The 22268-nt window shown below is 51.0% G+C and carries 17 protein-coding genes and 3 pseudogenes; 7 read left to right on the top strand and 13 right to left on the bottom strand.

The genetic code is table 11. The annotated features are described in order from the left end of the window. The 13 genes and pseudogenes from TRICHSKD4_RS30545 to TRICHSKD4_RS30120 all read right to left on the bottom strand — a co-directional run. Nucleotides 1–600 (bottom strand): hypothetical protein (locus TRICHSKD4_RS30545; protein ID WP_208992980.1); only part of this gene is annotated, 600 nt, incomplete at its 3' end. Continuing rightward, entirely contained in the window at nt 597–1712 is a 1116-nt protein-coding gene (locus tag TRICHSKD4_RS02585; RefSeq protein ID WP_009465842.1) for an asparagine synthetase B, read from the bottom strand. The genes TRICHSKD4_RS30545 and TRICHSKD4_RS02585, both read right to left, overlap by 4 nt. Nucleotides 1713–1886: 174 nt before the next feature. Further along, complete coding sequence (locus TRICHSKD4_RS02590; protein ID WP_168156967.1) at nt 1887–2369, bottom strand: DUF1933 domain-containing protein; 483 nt, start codon at nt 2367–2369, stop codon at nt 1887–1889. A 68-nt stretch (nt 2370–2437) separates the two neighbouring features. Next, the gene (locus tag TRICHSKD4_RS02595; RefSeq protein WP_083782709.1) at nt 2438–3445 is read right to left on the bottom strand and encodes a polysaccharide deacetylase family protein; all 1008 of its coding nucleotides are present in this window, start codon (nt 3443–3445) and stop codon (nt 2438–2440) included. Next, nucleotides 3400–4302 carry a class I SAM-dependent methyltransferase gene (locus TRICHSKD4_RS02600; RefSeq protein WP_009465845.1) on the bottom strand — a complete coding sequence of 301 codons (903 nt, stop codon included), beginning with the start codon at nt 4300–4302 and terminating at the stop codon, nt 3400–3402. The genes TRICHSKD4_RS02595 and TRICHSKD4_RS02600 overlap by 46 nt, the downstream gene beginning before the upstream one ends. A 32-nt stretch (nt 4303–4334) precedes the next feature. Then, nucleotides 4335–4991: a hypothetical protein gene (locus TRICHSKD4_RS02605; RefSeq protein ID WP_040616094.1), complete on the bottom strand. Its 657-nt coding sequence runs from the start codon at nt 4989–4991 to the stop codon at nt 4335–4337. Between the two features lie 82 nt (nt 4992–5073). Then, on the bottom strand, nt 5074–6282 hold the full coding sequence (locus TRICHSKD4_RS02610; protein ID WP_009465847.1) for a glycosyltransferase: 1209 nt from the start codon (nt 6280–6282) through the stop codon (nt 5074–5076). Between the two features lie 4 nt (nt 6283–6286). Beyond that, nucleotides 6287–7192, bottom strand: a complete 906-nt coding sequence (locus TRICHSKD4_RS27855) for a bifunctional 2-polyprenyl-6-hydroxyphenol methylase/3-demethylubiquinol 3-O-methyltransferase UbiG (RefSeq protein WP_050763318.1) — start codon at nt 7190–7192, stop codon at nt 6287–6289. 100 nt (nt 7193–7292) lie between these two features. Next, complete coding sequence (locus TRICHSKD4_RS02620; protein WP_040616096.1) at nt 7293–8093, bottom strand: class I SAM-dependent methyltransferase; 801 nt, start codon at nt 8091–8093, stop codon at nt 7293–7295. Further along, a complete protein-coding gene (locus tag TRICHSKD4_RS02625; RefSeq protein WP_009465850.1) occupies nt 8083–9156 on the bottom strand; it encodes a peptidoglycan bridge formation glycyltransferase FemA/FemB family protein in 1074 nt (357 codons plus the stop codon). The genes TRICHSKD4_RS02620 and TRICHSKD4_RS02625 overlap by 11 nt, the downstream gene beginning before the upstream one ends. Nucleotides 9157–9200: 44 nt before the next feature. Next, the gene (locus TRICHSKD4_RS27860) at nt 9201–10496 is read right to left on the bottom strand and encodes an ABC transporter ATP-binding protein (protein WP_009465851.1); all 1296 of its coding nucleotides are present in this window, start codon (nt 10494–10496) and stop codon (nt 9201–9203) included. Further along, complete coding sequence (locus TRICHSKD4_RS02635) at nt 10486–11304, bottom strand: ABC transporter permease (RefSeq protein ID WP_009465852.1); 819 nt, start codon at nt 11302–11304, stop codon at nt 10486–10488. The genes TRICHSKD4_RS27860 and TRICHSKD4_RS02635 overlap by 11 nt, the downstream gene beginning before the upstream one ends. A gap of 482 nt (nt 11305–11786) precedes the next feature. Further along, nucleotides 11787–11945 (bottom strand): annotated as a pseudogene (locus tag TRICHSKD4_RS30120) (IS481 family transposase); the annotation flags it as partial. A 62-nt stretch (nt 11946–12007) separates the two neighbouring features. Here TRICHSKD4_RS30120 and TRICHSKD4_RS02650 point away from each other — a divergent pair. From TRICHSKD4_RS02650 to tviB, 7 genes and pseudogenes are all read left to right on the top strand, one after another. Beyond that, nucleotides 12008–13172: pseudogene (locus TRICHSKD4_RS02650) on the top strand (IS3 family transposase). A gap of 273 nt (nt 13173–13445) precedes the next feature. Continuing rightward, nucleotides 13446–14555: a non-hydrolyzing UDP-N-acetylglucosamine 2-epimerase gene (gene wecB, locus TRICHSKD4_RS02655; RefSeq protein ID WP_009465857.1), complete on the top strand. Its 1110-nt coding sequence runs from the start codon at nt 13446–13448 to the stop codon at nt 14553–14555. After that, a complete protein-coding gene (locus tag TRICHSKD4_RS02660; RefSeq protein ID WP_009465858.1) occupies nt 14552–16330 on the top strand; it encodes a glycosyltransferase in 1779 nt (592 codons plus the stop codon). The genes wecB and TRICHSKD4_RS02660 overlap by 4 nt, the downstream gene beginning before the upstream one ends. Then, nucleotides 16327–17490 carry a glycosyltransferase family 4 protein gene (locus TRICHSKD4_RS02665; RefSeq protein ID WP_009465859.1) on the top strand — a complete coding sequence of 388 codons (1164 nt, stop codon included), beginning with the start codon at nt 16327–16329 and terminating at the stop codon, nt 17488–17490. Before TRICHSKD4_RS02660 ends, TRICHSKD4_RS02665 begins: the two co-directional genes overlap by 4 nt. Before the next feature lie 147 nt (nt 17491–17637). Then, nucleotides 17638–18705, top strand: coding sequence for an NAD-dependent epimerase/dehydratase family protein (locus TRICHSKD4_RS02670; RefSeq protein ID WP_009465860.1), 1068 nt, complete (start codon nt 17638–17640; stop codon nt 18703–18705). A 209-nt stretch (nt 18706–18914) separates the two neighbouring features. Next, a pseudogene (asnB, locus tag TRICHSKD4_RS02675) lies at nt 18915–20788 on the top strand (asparagine synthase (glutamine-hydrolyzing)). Nucleotides 20789–20950: 162 nt separating this feature from the next. After that, nucleotides 20951–22231 (top strand): Vi polysaccharide biosynthesis UDP-N-acetylglucosamine C-6 dehydrogenase TviB, encoded by a 1281-nt coding sequence (gene tviB, locus TRICHSKD4_RS02680; RefSeq protein ID WP_009465862.1) that lies wholly within the window; start codon nt 20951–20953, stop codon nt 22229–22231. Nucleotides 22232–22268 lie beyond the last annotated feature (37 nt).

A 22268-nucleotide genomic window follows, 5' to 3' on the forward strand; every position in this document is an offset into this window, starting at 1 on the left:
CGTCTGTGTATTGTACTTCCGCATTACGAGGTTCGAGGTTTCCTGAGATACGAACGCAACAGCATCGGCTGCATGAATCACAGAGGCCTCGTCGCGCAGCGCTGTGAAGTGTGCGGCTTCATTCCCAGTATCAAATGGGTTGTCAGCCCAAGGGTCGCTAAAATGTGCGAGCCACGGCAATTGAGGGAGTGCCTTTTTGACGGAAAGGCCCAGCATGTGATCGACCCACGGCTGCGCAAAGGTAACTAGAGCCGAGTACTCATTTTTTCTGGCAAGTTGCAGAACTTTATCAAAACCACGGCGTAAAAAATTATATTCTGAATAATTGGCCGGTGGATTTAGGCGCCGTTTGATACGCTGAGCGAGCGGAGTGGTGACAACATCTTCTCCTATGCGCACATAATGTGTGGTGTAATACGCTTCATATAGTGCCGCGAAGGATGGATCTGAAGTGCCCTGCACGTCCTCCGGATGAACGGTCAGAACATCGATCTCCCAACCAAGTCCCGCCAACCCTTTCAACAGCCGAGATATTTGAACTGAGCGAGGGAAAACTAGAGGCGGCATTGTCCAGGTTACTACAAGTATCCTCTGGCTCATCTCCAGCGCCTCATCCACAATTCGAGAATTAGGAGATTCCAGAGACGATGGCGGTCCATCATCGCTGCTTCCGGAGAAGTGCCGACGCGCAGTAGTTGTGAAAGTGCAGCAGGGTAGCACCATTCAATCAGGCGTGTTGCTGGGCTTGCGAGCATCTCATTTGCCCAGTCTTTCAGATGATTTGATAGCCAGCCGTAGACAGGCACGGGAAACCCCTGCTTAGGCCGATCGATGATTTCGCTTGGTAACCTCTTCTCGGCGAAGCGTCGCAATATCATCTTTGTCTTCCATTGCCCATCTCTGTCCTGCCCGACACGAAGGTCATCAGGCAAGGTTGCAGCAAATTCCACGAGGCGGTAGTCGAGGAAGGGGGTACGCAATTCGAGCGAAACACCCATGGACATACGGTCTGCCTTCATCAGTAGGTCTTCTACAAGCCAATCACCGCAATAACCGTAGAGAGCCTGCGCGAGGGGTGATGCCGGACCAAAGGAACTTATACGCTCACGTTCACTGTCAAGACTATCCCTTTCGATATTGTTTTCGCGCAGTAAGGAGGCCTTTTCGTCGCTGGTCATGTAGTTGGTCATTACCAGAGGATAAGGCTCGTTACGTAGATCCAAGAACGAGGAATCGCCGCCTGCTATTCTTTGAAAGAATCGGCGAAGATAGCCTTTTCTGGGTCCCCTCCCCTGCCACTGCTGCATCACCCTATCGAACGAATAACCTCCAAGGATCTCGTCGCTCCCTTCGCCAGACAACACAACTTTTACGTCTCGTCGCGCCAATTTACAGACATAATAAAGCGGCACTGAAGCAAGATCCGCGAGCGGTTCATCTGTAAAACTGACGAGTTCGGGCAGAAAGCTAATGAACTCCTCTGGGCCGATTTCTACCTCGTGATGTTCACAGTCGAGGTGTTTTGCCACTGCCCGCGCGTAGGGGCGCTCGTCGATCTCGGGTGCGTCGCGGAAGGCTACCGAGTATGTTTTAAGCTTAAATCCCGCTTCTCTGGCTGCCGCTGCGACACAGCTAGAATCAAGCCCTCCGCTGAGCATGACCCCAACCGGCACATCCGCGACCATACGAATGGATGTCGCGTCAACCAGCAAATCATCAAAATGACGCTGAAGGGTGTCGGAAGCTTGCGAGGTCTTGGTGCAAGCCGCGGAATATCCCAGTATCGTTGTATCTCTGGGGAAGCGCCAAACGAAACGTGATCTTGTGCCGGGTGGCAGCTTTGTACCCCGTGCAGATTGTTTGCGGTCCGGGAACGTAGCGATATGTCAATAGTCCAACCGCTCCGTTATCACTGTATCGCCAGCATCGGGACTACTAGCTAGAATAGCGTTTATTTCGGACGCGAAGACAAGCTCACCATCTTTGAAACGCCAATAGAGCGGTTTTACTCCCAATCTGTCACGTAAGAGGTGAAGTGTCTGGTGGCGGCCGTCCCAAATGGCTATAGCAAACATGCCATTCAACAAGTCTACACAGGAAGTCCCAAACCGTTCGTAGAGGCGCAATATCACTTCCGTATCGCTGCGTGATTGGAAGCTCCCCCCACGGTTAATTTCCGCCTCCCGAAGGGCAGAATGATTGAAAATCTCGCCGTTGAAGACGATCAGAATTTGCCCGTCTTCGGACGACATTGGCTGGTGGCCGCCAGTAATATCGACAATGCTGAGGCGTTGCATTCCTAGGGCAATACCATCACTAATAAACTGTCCGCGGTCATCGGGGCCGCGATGAATGATGGTGTCGCACATGGCGTTTAGCCGTTTTTGTGCACTTTCGTCAGCTTTACCCGGTCTGGCCCACCCAACAATTCCACACATCAGGATTCTCGCTCGTGTTGTCCGAGCGTACAACGCAGTGGAGTTGGTGCAAGCCGCGCCGCCTTATGTCCACTCAACGAGGGGATTCCACATTTGGCTATGTGGCGCATGGCACGTTCAAAGGACTCCTGTCCAGCGACATGACATGGATCTGCATACCAAGAGAGGATTCCGCTCATTTTCATCGAGAGCATGACATCGACTGTTTCGACCATCAGGTCCCCGTAAAGACTCCCTAAGGCATAGTTTCGCCGGTCTGTAAGGTGTGACCACGAATCCAGAATGCTGTCTGCAGACCTAAAGGAGCCAAATGTTGGCAGTTCCACGATGCCGTCCATGTCAATGACCGGCCCATAGCGATGCGCAAGATTAGGGGACGTTGTCGAACAATAGGTGTAACCTAGCTTCTTCACGACGTTGTAGATAAGTTGTAGCTGGTCGGGTGATTGGAATGTTCCGAAATGTGGCGCGCGAAAGCCCTTTGGCGCCTGCCCGCAGATGGAGGTCACCGTTTGGTGGGCGTTAAGAATATCTTCGATTACCGCTGCCTCGGACATCTCATTGTAGAATGTGGTGCTGACATATTGGTCATCCTGCCACTTTGCGTGCGGCAGTTCACCGTGGTTGATGAACTCAACGCCACTTTCGGACAAGAAACGGTATGTTTTCGCCCCGTTACGCAATTGGGTTCCAGGTACAGCGAGCGTCATTTTGATGCCCAGTGAAGTGAGGAACGTGTGAACATCCTGCGACGCTGAGATATCCATGTCTGTATCGCTGTCGAATGACAGAAACAAATGAAGTCCTTGGACACCACTTTGCTCTGCTGCCCGCGAAAAGGTACTCAGCTTCTCGAGATCGGGATTATGCGATGGATGCACTCGCGCATTAAGGCGTCGTGAAATAACGCCCACCGGATCGCGGAGCAGTCGCCTGAGTCGTGGAAGTGTCCGAGACAATGTCACCACGATGGCTTGTCTCCGGTCATCCAAAGGCTCCAACCCCATCGACGAGCGAGAGACTTGACCATTGCTGTCGTCATGGCTCTCCGCGTTAATCCGGGAAGCCAAGTGTTTAAAGCCTCTGGCACGTCGGTCCCCAGCGTTTTTATCTCAAGATTGGTAAATTGAGGCATCAGATCGCGGCGTATTTCTCGCTTGGTGACCGGCCAGGTGTGCGGATTTCCCTCCTGTCTAGCTCCGTCGCCGTAGCGACTTGAAAGCTCCAGGGGGTCCAGCGACAGATTCTCCAGATTTATGAATCCCTCCGCCCATCCAACGAGGATCTTGGAGAGGATCGAGTTTCGATTGTACAGCATTAGTGACGCACGACCGCCTGGCTTCAGGACCCGGTACATTTCTGAAATTGCAACGCGAATATTGGACGTGTGATGGACGACGCCCCAAGAATAGACATGATCGAAGGTGGCATCATCAAAGGGCAGTTTTTCTGCATCGGCTTCCAGGATATCTCCCTCTAGACCGAAAACTTTGAAACGGCGTCGGGTTTGTGCGATGGAGACTGGATTGAGGTCGATACTCGTCATTCGGGCACCCTGACGTGCCCAGTTCATCGACATGCATCCCATCCCGCACCCGACTTCCAGAACCCGCTTTCCGCGGAAACGCTCGTATTCGAAGAGATTTGCAAACGGTACATCGTCACGATGCAATGGTTCATTCCACCGGTAGAATACAGCATCCGCAAGCTCAAAAAAGCGTTGGGAGCCTAGCTCGACATTTTCGACTGAGCCATCGGCTAAGGTGTACATAGCCTGACCGTGATCTTCGCCGTAGGTCATCGGAGCGTTGGCCCACCAACTCCTTATGGCATCCTTCTGCGGTTCATCGGCAGCTTTTGTCATGTTTCAATCCTGTAAACCACAATAGGAGTGGATCAAGTCCGTCCGCGTGCAAAATCGAAAGCCGAAAGTATAGCGGAAATTGGCAAGATCATTATTCCCCAAACCAACTCCACAACACGAGTATTCGACAGGAACCGGCGCACTGCAAGCGACCGGGCCATTTGCCGGTTCCAAGTAAATACTTGCCGCCTGCCGTTCGCAATGACGAGGTTGTCTGTTTTCTTCGATGCAGAGCGCTCCAGTTTGGTCCAAGTCAAACCAAGGGCGTCGGGATAAATCAGTACGATGGTCTCAAAATTCGCCTGACCTTCTACATGTTCACTATTAAGGCAGCATTGGAGAACTTTTCGACCCGCCGGGGTCCTGGAAGCGATCTTGCCATTGCTAATGTGATTGTCGGCAATAATTGTTACATCGCTAAAGCCGCCCCGCGCCACGATGGCGTCCGCAATTGCAAGCTGATAGTCCGCACTCCGTGGGTTCGCGAAATGATCACGCATTGCCGCAATGAAGCGCCTTAGATTAAGAAAAGTTACCAGGTTAAGCACCCGCCAAAATAGCGGCACTCGAAAAGCCTTCGGTTCAGCATTACCATTGCCTCCCCGATAGCTGCAGAGCAACACCAGGCCGGTTCCAGTCAACCGGGGAGGTCCGTTTACACGGGCAGCAAGTTTGATATCAGCGTTCATATGAGATTTCTTTGTGACTATTCTTTTTCGGAAGCCACGTTGCACAGGGACGATGCTTGCTTTGTCATTCTAGTACCCATCGTCATGCTGAGCCCTCGATCATTTTCGGATTACGTTTCGCTAGGATGTCGCGATAGATGCTAGCAAATTTTGCTTCAGTTTTTGCAGGAGACCAGCGAGCTCTTGCATGAGTGAAAGCACGCTCTCCTAGCGCCTTGCGAGCATTGTGATCCTCAAGCAGATGACCAAGCGCCTTGCGATAAGCCTCCACCGTATTGTCTACGAGTGACAGAAACGGATTCCCGTCAACGGCATCTGTGAACTCGGGAACCGGTTCGCCGATGCGTTTGTTCACAATCACTGGTAACCCAGTCAGCAGGGCCTCGAGAATCGACTTGCTGATTTCCCAGTACTCCGTATGGATAGCGAATATGTCTGCATCGGCTAGAAGTAGGCACAATTCATCGTTCGGCACGGCTGGCAAAAGCTTGATCCGATCCCCAACACCCAACTCACTGATCAGGGATGACAGAACCTTGAGATGCGGCCCATCTCCCACGATTGTGTACCTTACCCCTTCAAGTGATGCGACGGCGCGGATGATGTTGCTTGGATCCTTCTCGGCGAAAAGACGCCCTACATAGACAATATGCGGTGGGGAAGAGAGTGCGTAGTCCGTCTTTTGTCGCAGGAATTCCCGGTTGAGGACATTGTAGCAGACCTCGACCCGAGCCACACCGAGACGCTTGAGATATGGCAGGATAGTCTTGTAGACCGGCATCACCAAATCGGCGTTCCGCAGAGCCTCACCCTCTAGGTACTCATAAAAGGCATTGTGACGTTGGTCCGCTTTCGTCACGGGTGAAACAATGCGTCGAACAGGATTGATATCCGGGTTGATATGCAAGGACACTATGTATGGTATGCCAAGCGTTTTCTTGATGCGACTGGCGAGATATGTATTCCAGTCAGAGCCGTGGCACCTGATCATGTCAGGCGCGATCTGGCGTGCGATTTCGACACCGCCCTTGGCCCATGTGCGGAGCCGATGCCCGGTGAGGAATGGCCAGGACTTTGTCGAGATCCCTGCCTGATCCGGATAATTATGAAGAACAAGTCGAGCGCTACCAACCGTCCGCTGCAATGCAGCTGGGTCTGGTTTGTCGTCGTTGGTCATCAGAATGTGAACTTCGTCGAAGACTTCGCCGGGATTATAATATCCGGGCTGATACTCGCCTTTTTCTATGATTTGTGAAATACGGTCTGGAACGATTACAAGCAAACGGGGCATCAGGTCACATTCTATTGGCAGGTTTGCGCGCTACGAGTGTAATAGATTCTCTTGCGGGATGGTGGAATTTGCGGAAGCGCATTGGCTGAAGCAACATCGCGGGGAGATTGCGGAAGGTCAGCGCCATCGACATTTCGTCGGCAATATCCAAGGGTTCGAAGCCGATGCCTTTCAATATGCTTAGGACTTCTTCATTCGTGCGACAGAATATCGACGTTAGGAAATAGGCAGGATCCCTACCTTGCGAGCGTAGATAGTCAGCTGCCTTCTCGCGATCATGGCGCAATTCGGGATCCCAAGGGACGTGGTAATGCGCCTCAAGTCGGTGGGCCGCATAATTTGGACACTCTATGTAGACGCGCCCACCCGGTTTGAGCATCCGCCAAGCAGCCTTTAGCATCGCCTCGCAATCTTCAATATGCTCCAATACGTTCCAAAAGGTAACGGCATCAAGACTGGTGTCCGGCTGGTCGAGCTTCGTCGCATCTCCCTGCTTGAACACCAACTGCGGATCGTCCTGAGGGCGCATGCGGGCAAGTCGCCTTTGGGCGAAATTTACCTCGAAAGGAGCGATTTCTATGCCGGTGGCGTCAATTCCTGCATTGCGTGCAGCGATTACCGTGCTGCCGAAACCGCAGCCTATATCGAGAAGCTTTGACCCCCTCGGCAAATGTGCCGTTACTACGGCAGTCGTATACTCCGCATAAGAAAAACCGATATAATTGTCGAAGTGCTGTCGAATGCTTTTTTCAGTAAACGCTCCTTTGTAGATGTTGTAAAGATACTCGACAACCTCATCGACGTCTTCTTCGACATAGTGCCGCGCATCAACTTCAATAGCTTGCTTTCGCATTTCTACTGCGTACCCCATGCATTCTAACTGATTATCGCGATCGCCTGCCTCAATCAAAGTCCAACGCGGGCATCAGGATCACAAATCTGTAACCGATCCAACGCCAGCGAACCTATATTGGCGGAACTCGCTTGGGTCAAGAAACTCTATCTTGACATCAAAGCTTGCGACAGACGATGAGGTGCCGAAATGCAAAGTTCCTGAGCATTGGCAGGCTACTGATCCACTCGTCGATCATTTTTCCTTTATACCTAGCCGCCATGACTTTTTTCCAAGCTGGATGTAACAATGGCCAAAGCCAGTTCGGCCTATCAGCCCATAGTGGCAGTAATTGAAAAGAACGATGCTCGACAATCTGCAAATCGTTCTGGGTACAAATTTGGTACATCTCTGGCACCGAGATATGGAATGTTGGAGGTAGCTCCGTATATGCCCTCACACAGATAGAATTTAGCGACCTCGAGTTTCCAAGATCAAGGACACAATGTCCGCCTTTGCGTAGTACACGTGATATTTCACTGATGACGGCATCAACACAGGGGATGGCGTACAAAGCAGAGAAGGAGTATAATGTGCTGACACTACCTGTTGCCAAGGGAATTTTCTTGGCGTCACCAACTTCAAATTTCACGTGGTTTAGACCGTTATCGAAAGATAACGCATTAGCTTTGTCGATGTAAGGCCTGCTAAAATCAATACCGAGGCAATCATGCGAGACATCAGCCAAGCTGAACAGATGCTCACCAGTCGCACAGCAAAGATCAACCAAGAGGCCCTCAACCGCGTGCCGCCTTACCGTTTTGAGCTTCTCCAACAGCAGTCTGTCGACATAATCTGCTGATTGCTCATTCAGGCGGTGGCAAATTGAGTCTACCTTGTAGACACCTTCTGTTTCGTATGCAGAGCGAATTGATTGCTCAATGTCAGAATCTCGCGTTACCTGTCGACTATTTTCCAAGGAGTTTTTCCATCATACGGGTGAATGGGTTAGGAACAGGCGGACCTGCTAATGGGTTACAGTCCGAAGGTGGCAAATCCAGTTCGGCAAAGAAAGAGCGATGAACTTGTCCGCCAAATCTTGTTTTGAAATGCGTCAGCCCTTTCTGTTTTTCTGAAGCTCCATGTGGAAATATCCAGCCGGCGTCAAACCAGCGGACCCCAATCTTCTTTGCCTCAAGCATAGCGTTCCAAAAGAGCATATAGTTGCCTCCCGCTTCTGCAGCGGTCGGCGTAGAGCATCCTGTATGGTAATAGGCACCTTCTTGAAATCTGGCCATGTTGTGAAATGCGCAGGTATTGCCTTCGCTGTCTAGCGCTCGAAATAAGATCGAATAGCCATCATTTGCGAGATTGCTCGCTATCCCTGCAAAGTACTCCTTCGGATGTGGGACCACTCCGGTTCGCTGATAAGTCTGTGTGTGGATCTCGTAATATTTTTCGACATGATCCAGCCAATTTACCCTCTCTACATAGTATCCGTGTTTTTTTGATTTTTTTATCTTTCTTTTTGCCAAATTTGAAAGATTGGACCATAACTGGTTTTCTGTTTGTGATAAATCTATTACTTGAGATAGCCTCGATGTATCACGCATACCCAGCATCTCGAACCAATTGACACCCCAACTCTGGCAGAGCGAAGTTTGAGTAACTGGCGAAACCGCGTATATTACCTTTGATGCGCCGCAAGCACGGGCCAATCTTTCACAATGATCAACGATGTATCTCAAAGTAGACGTTCGTTGCTTTGCCGATATCCCCGCCTTTAGAATTGGTCCACTTCCGCTCCATCCCGAGGACATAAGTGCAGCGGCGCTTGGGTTGTATTGAAGTGGAACCACCGCAATCAATTGACCTGCACTCATGACGCCAAAGCTATAGTCTTCGAGTCCCCATCTCGGCACTGCGAGGATCAATTCTTGCCAACCCCATAAGGAAAAAACCCAGCCATCCGGAGAGCCGCAAACAAGTTTATCCCATTTCACTTGTGTTATGTCAGAACGGGTGATTACCTCAAATGCCATTTTTTATCGTCATTCTGTTCGCTGGTCTCGCCATCGCGTTACGGTCAATCGCTAAGCAATCGCCATTGGCTGCGTTGCGCTAAAGCCCCCTGATTTTGCCTTAGCCCCAATTTGCCAAGATAGTTCCCAAGTGCAATACGAACTTGAGTTGCATCCGGGACGCAATCGAGGAACTTCAGATGTCCATCGATGATTTGCCCAAAATCTAAAGTCAAACTATATTCACCACTTACCAAACGTAAGTCATCAATCCGACATTCGATCACTCCTCTTGTTCCTATTTCAAGCTCTTTGTCATCGTGCAGGCTATAAATTACTTGAACTCGATCACCCAGATCATCAATAAAGAAAATCGTAAAGTACCCCGCCTCAATTTTCTGATTAACCTCGTATCCGATGCGAATGAACATCGTATCACCTGTTTCAAAGGTCCTCGAGGGGGTACCGTCGCTATCGAAGGTTTCGATCCATTGCAGAATAGTGCAAGGTCTTTGACCTTCCCAACCTTCTGCTTGCACAAGACTAACAAACGGCGTGCGGTCTGAAATATCTGAATGCCGTTGTTCGCCCAAACCATGAAGCTGACGCATGTAACAAGATACAACGTCCTCTATCTCACCTTGCATCACTTTTTGTCCTTTAGACAAGAGAAGACCGGAGTGGCACAAACTGCGGACGGCATGGATGTTGTGGCTTACAAAAAGGATCGTACGGCCATCATTCGCGATTTTTTCTATGTTCTTTTGGCTCTTTTCTAGAAATGCGGCGTCACCGACAGCCATCACCTCATCAAGTATGAGAATATCTGATTGCAACAATGATGCGACAGCGTAGGCTAGCCGAACATACATGCCGCTGGAGTAGCGTTTGACTGGAACGTCGATGAACTGCTCGATACCGGAAAAATCGACGATCTCATCGAACTTGGAAGCAATTTCCTTTCGGCTGAGGCCTAAAAGGACGCCTGACATAAATACGTTTTCTCGGCCGGTTAGATCTGGATGAAAGCCTGTACCGACCTCGAGCAACGAGCCAACGCGCCCCCGCATTGTCGCTCGACCCGCTGTTGGTTGTGTCACGCCGGAAAGTATTTTCAAAAGAGTACTTTTGCCCGATCCATTACGCCCGAGAATACCGAGGATCTCTCCTGGCTTGACCTCGAATGAAACATCTCGCAATGACCAAAAGTAGTCGCTTTCGTCGCGCCCCATGAATGGGAAGAATTCCCGCATATGCGCGGCTACTCTTCCCAGGGTTCCTTGCGCTTCATCGCGGTGGGGCACAACGTAGCGCTTACTCAGCCCTTCGACGCGAACGGAAAAACTGTTGTTATTGGACATCTACAGCCATTTTTTCAGTTGCGGAGAACACCAGCAAGCCACTTGCTATGACGCTTATGGAGAGCAACAAAGACCAATAAAACGATGAAGTAATGGTCAATGGTTTATCCAAGAGCCCCCATCGCGAGAGTTCTACAACCCAATACATCGGGTTTAGTTGATAATAGAACTGAAATCGTTCAGGTACGAGTGCGGGTGAGTATAGTATTGGACTTGCGTACATGCCTGCTTGCAAAATGAGTGCAAGCATGGGTCGAACATCACGAAATCGAACCATGAGGCTAGCTAACCACAACCCAAGTCCCAAGCTTAGTAAGGCAGCAAACAGAAGAAGCGGAAATAACACAAGTGCCTTTGCAGTTGGGGTATAGCCATAGATCGTCGCCACAGAGAGCAGCAAAACCAGCATTATTACGATATCGAATAATTCTTTCACGCTGGCAGAGAGCGCCAATATCAATCGGGGAAAGTAGACCTTGGATATGAGGCTAATGTTATCTTGTAGGCAGCTTGCAACCGCCAATAGATTACGGCTGAACAGCCACCACGCTGTCAATCCCGCGAAAGCAAACAATGGGTAAGGGTAGCCGCCAGTATCGACTCTCAACAAGAAGCCAAACACTAGTGTGAGCATGAGCAGTTGTCCCAGAGGCTCCAAGGCAGCCCAAAATACACCCAACAGCATTTGACGATAACGTGCAGAAATTTGACGCTGTGCGAGCATCACAAGTAGTTCGCTACGTTGCGCTGCCTCTGTGAGGCCGAAGCTCCAGTTTCTTTGCCTCTCGATGATGCGAATTTCGGCCATAAAGCTTAACTCCTGCAAGCCGACACTCGGCGGTTCTCTAGACCTGTGGGTGCCTGGTGTTAGATTCAGTAACCCCGGGTCCAACGAAGCGCATGAGCACTGGATAGAACCATTCGCGAGACCCGGAGAGAAGTGTATATGGCGTTCGCGAGATTATCCTTTTGTGCTAACTTAATTTCTTGGGGTCAGAGGACGCGGCTACAGTACAAAGCATATTGTCATTAGCAAACTATTCAGGCGCACTGCGTCGCTTTCCCTATTCAAGTCGCCTCTCCAATTAAACCAACCTCTCGGAAGTTATTTCCGGACGCTGCCATATCATTCCCATTGCCTTCTGCCAATGGGGTGGCTGAGGGGTGTTGCAAACGACGTGGGATTTCCACAACGCTGGACTATCTTCTGGGGCAAATGATGAAAGCATTGTGTTTTCCAGCACATTTGTTATCTGGGTTGGCGGACCAATCATCACTTCAATCTTCAGCGCTCAGATGCGGGATCGTCGGCTGAAGAGTGTAAAGGCAATCATCCAACGGCAAGAGCGTGTGGCGGCGGAAAGCCTCAATGATCGCTTCATCCTCGACGGACAGAACCGTCGAATGCGGCTCCTTCGGTCCAGTCCTCAAGTAGGACGTAGAAGTCTGACCCAGCCCCCTGAATTCCAGCCATCTTGGTGTTAGTGATTCATCTGAGGAAAGGATGGACCATGAAACGCAGATTCAGCGACGAACAGATCATCGGGATGATCAAGGAGTACGAGGCCGGGGTAAAGGCTTCCGACCTTTGCCGGAAATATGGCATCAGCGACGCAACGTTCTACAAGTACAAAGCCAAATTTGGCGGCATGAACGTGTCCGACGCGAAGAAGCTGCGGTCTCTGGAAGACGAGAATGCCCGGCTGAAGCGGATGTTGGCGGAGGCGATGCTCGACAATGCCGCACTCAAAGATCTAGCGACAAAAAACTACTGACGCCTGACGTGAAGCGCTGTGCTGTGCGGGACGTAATGGACCGGCATGGCCTGAGCGAGCGTCGGGCATGCCGTCTTGCGGATCTGGACCGCTCAACGTTCCAGTGCCGGAAACAGGATCCGGGTGACGAGGCCTTGCGCATAAGGTTGCGGGAACTGGCGAACGAACGCCGCCGGTTTGGGTATCGCCGCCTTGGCATTCTGCTGGCCAGAGAGGGATTTGAGGTGAACCACAAGAAGCTCTTCCCGGATCTATCGGGAAGAAGGGCTTGCGATGCGCAGGCGGTCGCGCAAGCGAGCTCTTGGCACGCGTCGGCCAATTCTGGTTCCTGACAAGGTCAATCGGCGGTGGAGCCTGGACTTCGTCTCCGATGCTTTGTCGGACGGCCTGCGGTTCCGCGTGTTGTGTGTAGTTGATGACTGCACCCGAGAGGCTCTGGCGACCATTGTTGACCGGTCACTGTCTGGCGCGCGAACTCGACACCGTGATCAGGCAACGCAGCAAGCCGGAAATGATTGTCTCTGACAATGGAACGGAAATGACCTCCCATGCCGTGTTGGCCTGGTGTCAGGATACCGGCATCAAATGGCACTACATCGCACCAGGAAAACCAATGCAGAACGCCTTTGTGGAAAGCTTCAACGGGCGTCTTCGGGACGAGTGTTTGAATGAAAATCTCTTTTCCAACCTGGCCGAGGCGAAAACCATCATCGAGAACTGGAGGAAGGACTACAACACAACAAGGCCACACACATCTCTGGGTGGGATTGCTCCGGCCGACTACGCAAGACAACTCATCGCAAACCGGCCTGCTTCGCTTGAGCTACGCAATGGCTCCGCTCAGCAGGCCTTGACCACAAACCAAACATCAGAAACAAACGTGAACGGATCCTACGCTTAAACGGTCCGGATCAGGGGCAGGGTCAGTGCGACTATTTGGTGAGGAGTAAATTGTCCGTTTTTCTTGATTTTCGCACCCAAATTTGAAGCCAATTCTTAACAAATTTCAGCGTTTTCTTGATGGCTATGTGCCTTATATAGGCGGGAAGTCCATCGGTCTTAATTGTCCAAAAATTCCCAACCGGTTCTTGGCTCAAACTGGTGGTGCAAACCCGAAATATCAGATAGTTAGTAACTCCTCTCCGTAAAGGCAAATGGCAGGAAAGCATAGTAAATGAAATCCACGGAGCTCCCTCTTATTCACCTTATTGCGGCGGCTCGCCCAAACTTCATGAAGATTGCGCCGCTCTACCATGTCCTGAGCAAGGCCGACTGGTGCCGTGTTGAACTCGTGCATACCGGACAACACTACGATGCGAATATGTCTGATGCATTTTTCAGGGATCTGGATCTTCCTACACCCGACTATCACCTTGGAGTGGGGGGGCATTCCAACATTGAACAGACCGCCCAAGTAATGCTCGCCTATGATCGAGTATGCGAAGAAACAAAGCCATCGTGGATCGTCGTTGTGGGTGATGTAAATTCTACACTTGCCTGCGCGTTAGTGGGAGTTCAACGAGGGATTCGTACGGCCCACCTTGAGGCTGGACTGAGATCCGGCGACAGACATATGCCGGAGGAAATCAATCGTCTTCTCACGGACGCGATCTGCGATCTATTGTGGACGCCATCGCCGGATGCGGATGAGAATTTGCGGCTTGAAAACACGGACCCTGCTCGAGTCGAACGCGTCGGCAACATTATGATCGACACGTACGAAATGATGCGTGACCGGATTCAGAAGACCCTCACCTATTGTCGATTTGGGCTGAATGAGGGCAAATATGCGGTGGTGACCCTTCACCGGCCTTCAAATGTCGACGACAAGTCCCGCCTCACAACCATCGTCGATGCGCTTGAAACCATGACCAGTTTTTTGCCGATCGTTTTTCCGCTGCATCCCAGAACCAAGAAAATGCTTGAGCGATTTATGCTTTTCGAGCGAATTTCCGGGATTACGGACTTTCACTTTATAGAACCCCTTGGCTATGTCGAGTTTATGGGGCTCGCGAGCCGAGCGCGGCTTATTCTGACTGACTCAGGCGGCATCCAAGAGGAGGCGACGTACATTGGCATCCCGTGTCTCACTTTACGAGAAAACACAGAAAGACCCATTACTCTCACCGAAGGTACCAATCGCCTAGTCGATATTTTCACCCTTACGGAAGCAGTTGATGACGTTCTATCAACAGAGCCTGCCCGGAAAACCCCGCCGGCGCTCTGGGATGGAAATACAGCCGAGCGCGTGGCAAATTCTCTACGTCGGAATTGTGCGCCATGAAGATTGAAACAGCATCAACAGTAATCAACGACGCGCTCACAGTTCTTTCGCAGCAAAAAGATAAGGCTTGTGTTGTATGTGTGCCTTTTACAGTTGGCGAGGATACGGTTTGCAAACTCCTTGAGCATCCTAAAATTTCTGGTGTCATCGTTCACCCAAGTGATCTCTGGAAAACCTCACAGTTGAACTCCAAAACTGTTTCGGTTTTCCATGTAGCGGAGAAGCCCGATCCGGTCATATGGAATGGTGCTAAGGCATTTCTTTTCGTCGGTTTCGCGCAATGCATTCCGTATGGTGTGCTGACATCTGCACTTCGAAATGGCGTGAAGAGTGTAATTTCACTGTACCGTGGTCAATGGCGTCGTCGATCGATCTGGCGGTTCTTGGCAGAACGCCACATTCGTGGTGGCATCTTCCAACGGTTTCTTCGTTTGGCCGTTCTCAATCTGGATCGAATTGGCACCCACTCCTTACTTGCGAGGGCAGTTGCCAAAAAACTGAACACGAACAAGCCGATCGCTGATTTTGTTTCGTCTCTTCCACGACAGGGCATGACGCAAACAAAAGGGATTGCATTCTATACCGGGTCACTTGGTTCAGGTGGCGCCGAACGCCAGATGGTTAATACAATTCTTGCGCTACTCGATCGTGGCATTGGGCCCATTAGGGTTGTTTGTGCGGGCGATCCGAATGGATTTTACAAACCTGTTTTAGATTCTGTTGGTATAGCAGTCGATGCTGTATACGCGGATGATACAAGTGCAAATGAGCAGTTCACTGCCTTGTCCAGCGCGCAGTTGAAACTGGCTTCAGACCTTCCCCAAGAGCTTGCTATGGAGGTGGTTGCGTTGAGCAGTTGGCTTAAACATCACCAGCCCAGCATTTTGCACTGCTGGCAGGATCATTGCAATATTGTAGGTGGTTTGGCTGGCTTACTGTCCCAAATCCGCACGATTGTGCTATCGACCCGCAGTGTCGCACCCTATAATTTCGGCTTCTTTCAGCTCAATCAGCGCCCTACTTATCAAGCTTTCGCTTCACGGCCGGAGATCACCATTCTCAACAACAGTCGAAGAGGGGCTGATGACTATGCGAATTGGCTAGGTATAAACCGTGCCAAGATCGATGTGATCCGCAATGGCGTAGATTTAAGCAAATTAGTTAGGCCAGCGCCGGGCGAGATTGCCAGTTTCCGTTCGTCTCTCGGCATTCCAGACAGTGCACTGGTAGTGGGAGCAATCTTTACGATCTATAAATTCAAACGCCCTTTGCTCTGGGTCGACGTCGCGGCCAAAATTGCAAAGGCGCGTCCGGATGTACATTTCTTGATGATCGGGGATGGTGCTATGCGCGCTGAAACCGAAGAGAGGATCGCACGTTACGGGCTTACGAAAAGGTTTCACTTGCCAGGGCGCATGGCGAATGTTGCCCTTGCATTGTCGGTGATGAACGCTTTTCTACTGACCTCGAGCCACGAAGGTTTGCCGAACGTCCTGCTGGAGGCCCAGACGATGGCAGTGCCTGCAGTCACCGTAAATGTAGGCGGCGCAGCCGAAGCAATTGATGACGATAAGACGGGGCTGGTCGTTGACAAAGCATCCCCAGACCAATTAGCGCTAGCGGTTCTCAAGATGCTTGATGCTGACCGCAAGGCAGAAATTGCTCGCATTGGTCCGGAGTTTGTTCGGCATCGCTTCGGTTTGGACCGTATGATTGAGGAAACACTGGTAGCATACGGAGTGGGAACCGGGATCGGTCCGACTGACCTGGCATGACTTTTCGCGAAGCGGGAAAAACCGAAGCGTCAAGTGGCCACAAGAAGCTGCTTTTTGTCGTGACTGAAGATTGGTACTTCTGGTCGCATCGGCTGCCGATTGCGCGAGCAGCAAGCCAGGCTGGTTGGCAAGTGCATGTTGCCACCAGGTTAGCGGATCACCGCCCTAGAATGGAGGAGGAGGGGTTCCATGTCCATGCAATCGATTTTCATCGTTCCGGGCTCAACCCGTTCCGGGACATTGGGACATTGATTTCTCTGGTGTTGCTCTTTAGTCGGCTACGACCTGATCTAATCCATAACATTGCTGCAAAGCCGGTTCTTTACGGGACAATGGCCGCTTGGCTGTGCCGAATACCTGCAGTTGTCAACACGATGGCTGGAATGGGGTTTCTTTTCAGCAACGAAAATTTGAAGACGCACGCGGCCCGCTTTCTCTTCATGCGTGCTCTTCTCATGCTAGGTCGTCAACGCGGGCGTAATCTCATTCTACAAAATGTCGACGACAGGCAGATGTTTCTGGATGCGGGTTTGTCAGATAAACATGTTTCGCTGATACGAGGGTCAGGTGTCGATCTGGAACAATACCCAGCTAGTGATGAACCTGATGACACACCTGTCGCAATTTGTGTCTCAAGGCTTTTGCGTGACAAAGGGATTTACGAACTGGTGGAGGCTGCGCGCCTTCTTAAGCAACGCGGTATTGCTTTGCGTATCCGCCTTGTGGGGAGCTCAGATCTCAACCCAAGTAGCATACCAGAGGCCACCCTCTCGGAGTGGTCTGCAGAAGGTGCCGTTGAAATCGCTGGCCATTCCGACCGTATCGCCGACGAGTACGGTCGCGCCCACATTGCCGTCCTGCCTTCTTATAGAGAAGGTCTACCCAAGTCGCTTTTGGAGGCGGCTGCATCGGGGCGGCCGATCGTGGCAACAGACGTGCCTGGCTGTCGCGAGATCTGTTTGGAAAATGAAACGGGAATATTGGTACCTGCAAGGGAATCAGTTGAACTCGCATATGCTCTAGAACGACTCGCCCTCGACAAAAAACTCCGCCAGCGGCTTGGCCGTCAGGCAAGAAGCCTCGTAGAGGCACAGTTTTCCGAGGAAGTCATAGTAGCGCAAACACTTGAACTCTATCGGTCGATGGAGAGCTCGGCTTGACCACGGGATAGTCGGGTATGCGCAGCGGCAATGCATTGCCGTTGGCATTCTTGATTTATTCCTGCTAAAGGCGGATGCCATTGACGGAATACATCCGTTTTGGAAGCCGTATATGCCGAATAATGTTTTTGCAATGAGAGACGGAAGATGAACCAGATTTCGACCGACGGTGGCGGTGCTGCTCAACTGACTAGCCGCAAGATCCTGATAACGGGTGTGGCCGGGTTCATCGGTTTCCATCTTGCACGTCATATGTTGAATGCTGGCTGGGTGGTTGCCGGTATCGACGGTCTGACCGACTATTATGATGTCAATCTGAAGCGTAAACGGCTGTCTATTTTACACGGTGCCGGTGGTTCTGGCTCAAATAATTTTCAGTTCCATCACAATATGCTTGAGGACGCTGATAAGGTTCAGCAGGTTTTTGAAGACTTCCGGCCTGATGTCGTAGTCCACCTCGCAGCCCAGGCCGGGGTTCGATATTCGCTCGAAAATCCAAGGGCATACATTGATGCGAATTTGGTAGGAACCTTCAATGTGATGGAAGGTGTACGGGAGCTTAAGCCCCAGCATTTCCTAGCGGCGTCCACCAGCTCTGTTTATGGTGCAAATACCGTTATGCCATTCACAGAAAATCAGCGTACAGATCATGTTCTTACATTGTATGCAGCAACAAAGAAGGCCAATGAGTCGATGCTGCACTCTTACGCCCACCTTTGGAAGCTGCCGACCACCGTTTTTCGTTTCTTTACAGTCTATGGACCTTGGGGGCGGCCAGATATGGCGCTTTTCAAGTTTGTAAAGGCTACGCTCGCCGACGAGCCTATCGACGTATACGGGGAAGGCAATATGCAGCGAGACTTCACCTACATTGATGATCTAGTGGAAAGTATTGCGCGACTTGTTGATGCTGTGCCACAGGCAGGACAACCTGTCGGAAATGTTGAGGATTCACTTTCTCCGGTAGCCCCTTACAGGGTTGTGAACATTGGCGGCGGGAGACCTGTTGGTCTCATGGAGTTCATCGAGCATATGGAAACCGAGCTTGGAAAGCCTGCAATCCGCAACATGATGCCAATGCAGAAGGGCGATGTCCGTGAAACAGTGGCTTCAGCAGAGCTTTTGGAAGCCCTGACCGGATACTGCCCACGGACAGACGTTGCAACAGGTGTGAGATCATTCGTGAAATGGTACCGCGACTTCTATCAAGTCTGACGATGTATTGCAGGTCAATTCACTTAAGTGATGCGACATGTTTTCCCAAGCACTGAGGTTGCGAATAGATAGGACAAAACTTAGTCCATCAATTGAAATCCCAATTTGTGCTGCTTGAAATTATTCTACTACAAGGTCCTGAATGAATGTGTGGAATCGTTGGATTTCTGAATTTTGAAGGTGTTGCCTCTTTCGAGACCGTCACATCAATGGCAGACAAAATCGCACACCGTGGCCCCGATTCTCATGCGGCATGGTCTGAAGGGCCGATAGCTCTTGCTCACCGGCGTCTTGCGATCATTGACCTGTCGCCCGCAGGTGCCCAACCTATGGTTTCGAATTGTGAACGTTTTGTTGTGGTCTACAATGGCGAGATCTACAACTACATCGATATCCGTGCAGACATCGAAGCAGATCCCTACTTTTCGGAGGTGGTTGGAGAATGGCGGGGACACTCCGATACGGAAGTTATGCTCGCAGCATTCGGCTTATGGGGTGTCAAGTCGACACTGCAACGGATGGTTGGCATGTTCGCGATTGCGCTTTGGGACCGACGAGAGAGAGCCCTGTATTTGGCTCGCGATAGGGCTGGTGAGAAACCGCTATATTTCGGAAAATCGAACGGGGTTCTGGCGTTTGGTTCTGAATTGAAGGCACTGCGCGAGCATCCTGCGATGAAAACTGAAATAGATCGCAATGCCTTGGCGCTTTATATGCGGCATAACTATATTCCGGCACCTTATACAATCTATCGGGGCGTATCCAAGCTCACCCCCGGCACCTATGTTAGGATCGATGCGGGAGGACAGATACGTGAGGAGACTTATTGGTCTTTACAGGACAATCTGAAGCCCGAGGGCGTCCGCCGGGGCCCTACAGCAGAAAAAGACGCGGTTGACGGGCTAGAGTCCGTCCTATCTCAGGCTATTCGGCAACAAATGGTTTCAGATGTGCCGCTTGGAGCGTTTCTTTCTGGTGGCGTCGATTCCTCAACAGTTGTGGCTCTCATGCAGGCCCAAAGCAGCAATTCGGTTCGCACATTCTCAATTGGTTTTAACGAGGACAGCTACAACGAAGCACATTTTGCCAAGGCTGTAGCAAAGCATTTGGGAACGGATCATACGGAACTCTATGTGACGCCGAATGAGGCGATGGCGGTAATCCCGAAGTTGCCTGCAATATACGATGAACCATTTTCAGATTCGTCACAAATCCCCACGTTTCTTGTCTCGCAACTTGCGCGTAGCCGGGTGACAGTCTCGTTATCTGGTGATGCTGGAGACGAACTTTTCGGCGGTTATTCCCGGTATACCATGGCGCAGTCAATGTGGGCGCAGATTGCGCGGGTTCCGGGGCCATTGCGAGCCGCAGCCGCACGTTTAATCACTGCGATTAGCCCGCAGACTTGGACTGCACTGCACAAGATGATTCGCAGAGGCACCTCTGAAAGAGCATTTGGAGACCGATTGCACAAAGGTGCCAATGTGCTGGGGAGTGAAACAATCGACGGCCTTTACAGAGGTCTTGTTTCACATTGGGATGATCCCGCTGATGTGGTTTTTGGTAGTCGAGAGCCGCCGACTTATCTAACAGACAGGCGGCCGGATATTTCTGTCTTGGATCCTATAGAGCAGATGATGGCGCTCGATTTTCTGAGCTACCTTACAGACGATATCCTGACTAAGGTTGACAGAGCAGCTATGGCGGTGAGCCTCGAAACCCGAGTTCCGATGCTCGATCACCGGGTAATCGAGTATGCATGGAGCTTGCCGCTTTCGCTGAAACTTCGGGACGGACGCGGAAAGTGGGTTTTGCGCGAGGTGCTGGATAGATACGTCCCCCGTGAGCTGATTGAGCGTCCTAAGGTCGGATTTGGCGTTCCGATCGACAACTGGTTACGCGGTCCTTTGCGAGAATGGGCAAGCGACCTACTCGATGAAAAAGGCTCAAGCAGGAGGGCTTCTTCGATCCTGCACCAATCGTAAAGAAGTGGCATGAGCATCTGAGTGGTGATCGAAACTGGGCCTATCACCTTTGGGATGTATTGATGTTTGAGGCATGGCTCGACAGTTTGTCTAACTGATCCGGTCTGTCAGCGGCGATTTAGGAGTTTACCGGCGAATTTGAACTGCTATATCCGAGTGCAAAGAAAAGTGGCCATATTCAGCGGTCTAAAAGTGATGAGATCTAGTCGACCGCCTGCAGATAGCTGAAGTGTTTTTAGTTGTGAGAGATAAAAGGGTTAGTGGTGGTGCAAGCTCAGAAAAAAATTGCTGTTGTTGGTTTGGGATACGTTGGGCTTCCTCTCGCTGTGGAATTTGGTCGCAAGCGGAACGTCGTCGGGTTTGATATCAGCGAACGCCGCATCAAGGAGCTTTCTTTAGGCAACGATAGTACGCTTGAAGTGACCGCTGAAGACTTAATGGCTGCTGAGCTGCTGAGCTTCGCCAGCAACAAACAAGCAATTGCCGATTGTGAAATCTACATTGTCACGGTGCCAACCCCAATCGATGACGCGAAGCGTCCTGATTTGCGGCCTCTCGTAAAGGCCAGCGAGACTGTCGGTAGCGTGCTGAAGCGCGGAGATATTGTCGTATATGAATCGACTGTCTATCCTGGCGCAACGGAAGAGGTTTGTGTGCCTGTGCTCGAGGCAGCGAGTGGTCTGAAGTTTAACGAAGATTTTTTCTGCGGGTACAGCCCCGAACGAATTAATCCTGGAGACAAAGAGCGACGTTTACCGAACATAACAAAGATTACAAGTGGCAGTACGCCGGAAGTTGCTGAGGAAATCGATCAGCTCTATTCGGAGATTATTGTGGCTGGTACACACAAGGCAGGAAGCATCCGTGTGGCAGAAGCTGCGAAGGTGATTGAAAACACGCAGCGCGACCTCAATATTGCCCTCATGAACGAACTCAGCCTCATTTTCCAACGGATGGGGATCGACACACTTGAGGTACTTGAAGCTGCAGGAACGAAATGGAACTTTCTGCCATTCCGTCCGGGGCTAGTCGGGGGGCACTGTATTGGTGTGGACCCCTATTACCTCACGCATAAGGCTCAGGAAGTCGGCTACCACCCCGAGGTCATTCTCGCTGGGCGACGCATCAACGACAAAATGCCTACTCACGTAGCAGACGAAACAATCAAGTTGATGCTAAAAAAGGGAAAACCTGTGCTTGGTCAAAAGGTTTTAGTTCTTGGTCTCGCCTTCAAGGAGAATTGTCCTGATTTACGCAATTCCAAGGTCTGTGATCTTATTAGCGCGCTTAAGGTATATCATGTCGACGTCGATGTTTATGATCCATGGATTGATGTTGATGAAGCCCGCCATGAATACGGCCTGGAATGCCTAGGTTCTGAGCCAGAGTCGGGGCAGTATGCTGCTATCGTGCTAGCTGTCGGGCATCGCCAGTTCATAGAATACGGCATCAACCGCATCAGATCGTTTGGTCAATCAAATGCGGTTGTTTACGACGTCAAGGGAGCACTGCCGTTGAATGGGATCGACGGCAGGCTTTAAAAGCTAAGTTCTTTACTGTGAGAAGTGAATGTTTAAT

It is taken from the genome of Roseibium sp. TrichSKD4 (genome assembly GCF_000148725.1).
Taxonomy (GTDB): Bacteria; Pseudomonadota; Alphaproteobacteria; order Rhizobiales; family Stappiaceae; genus Roseibium.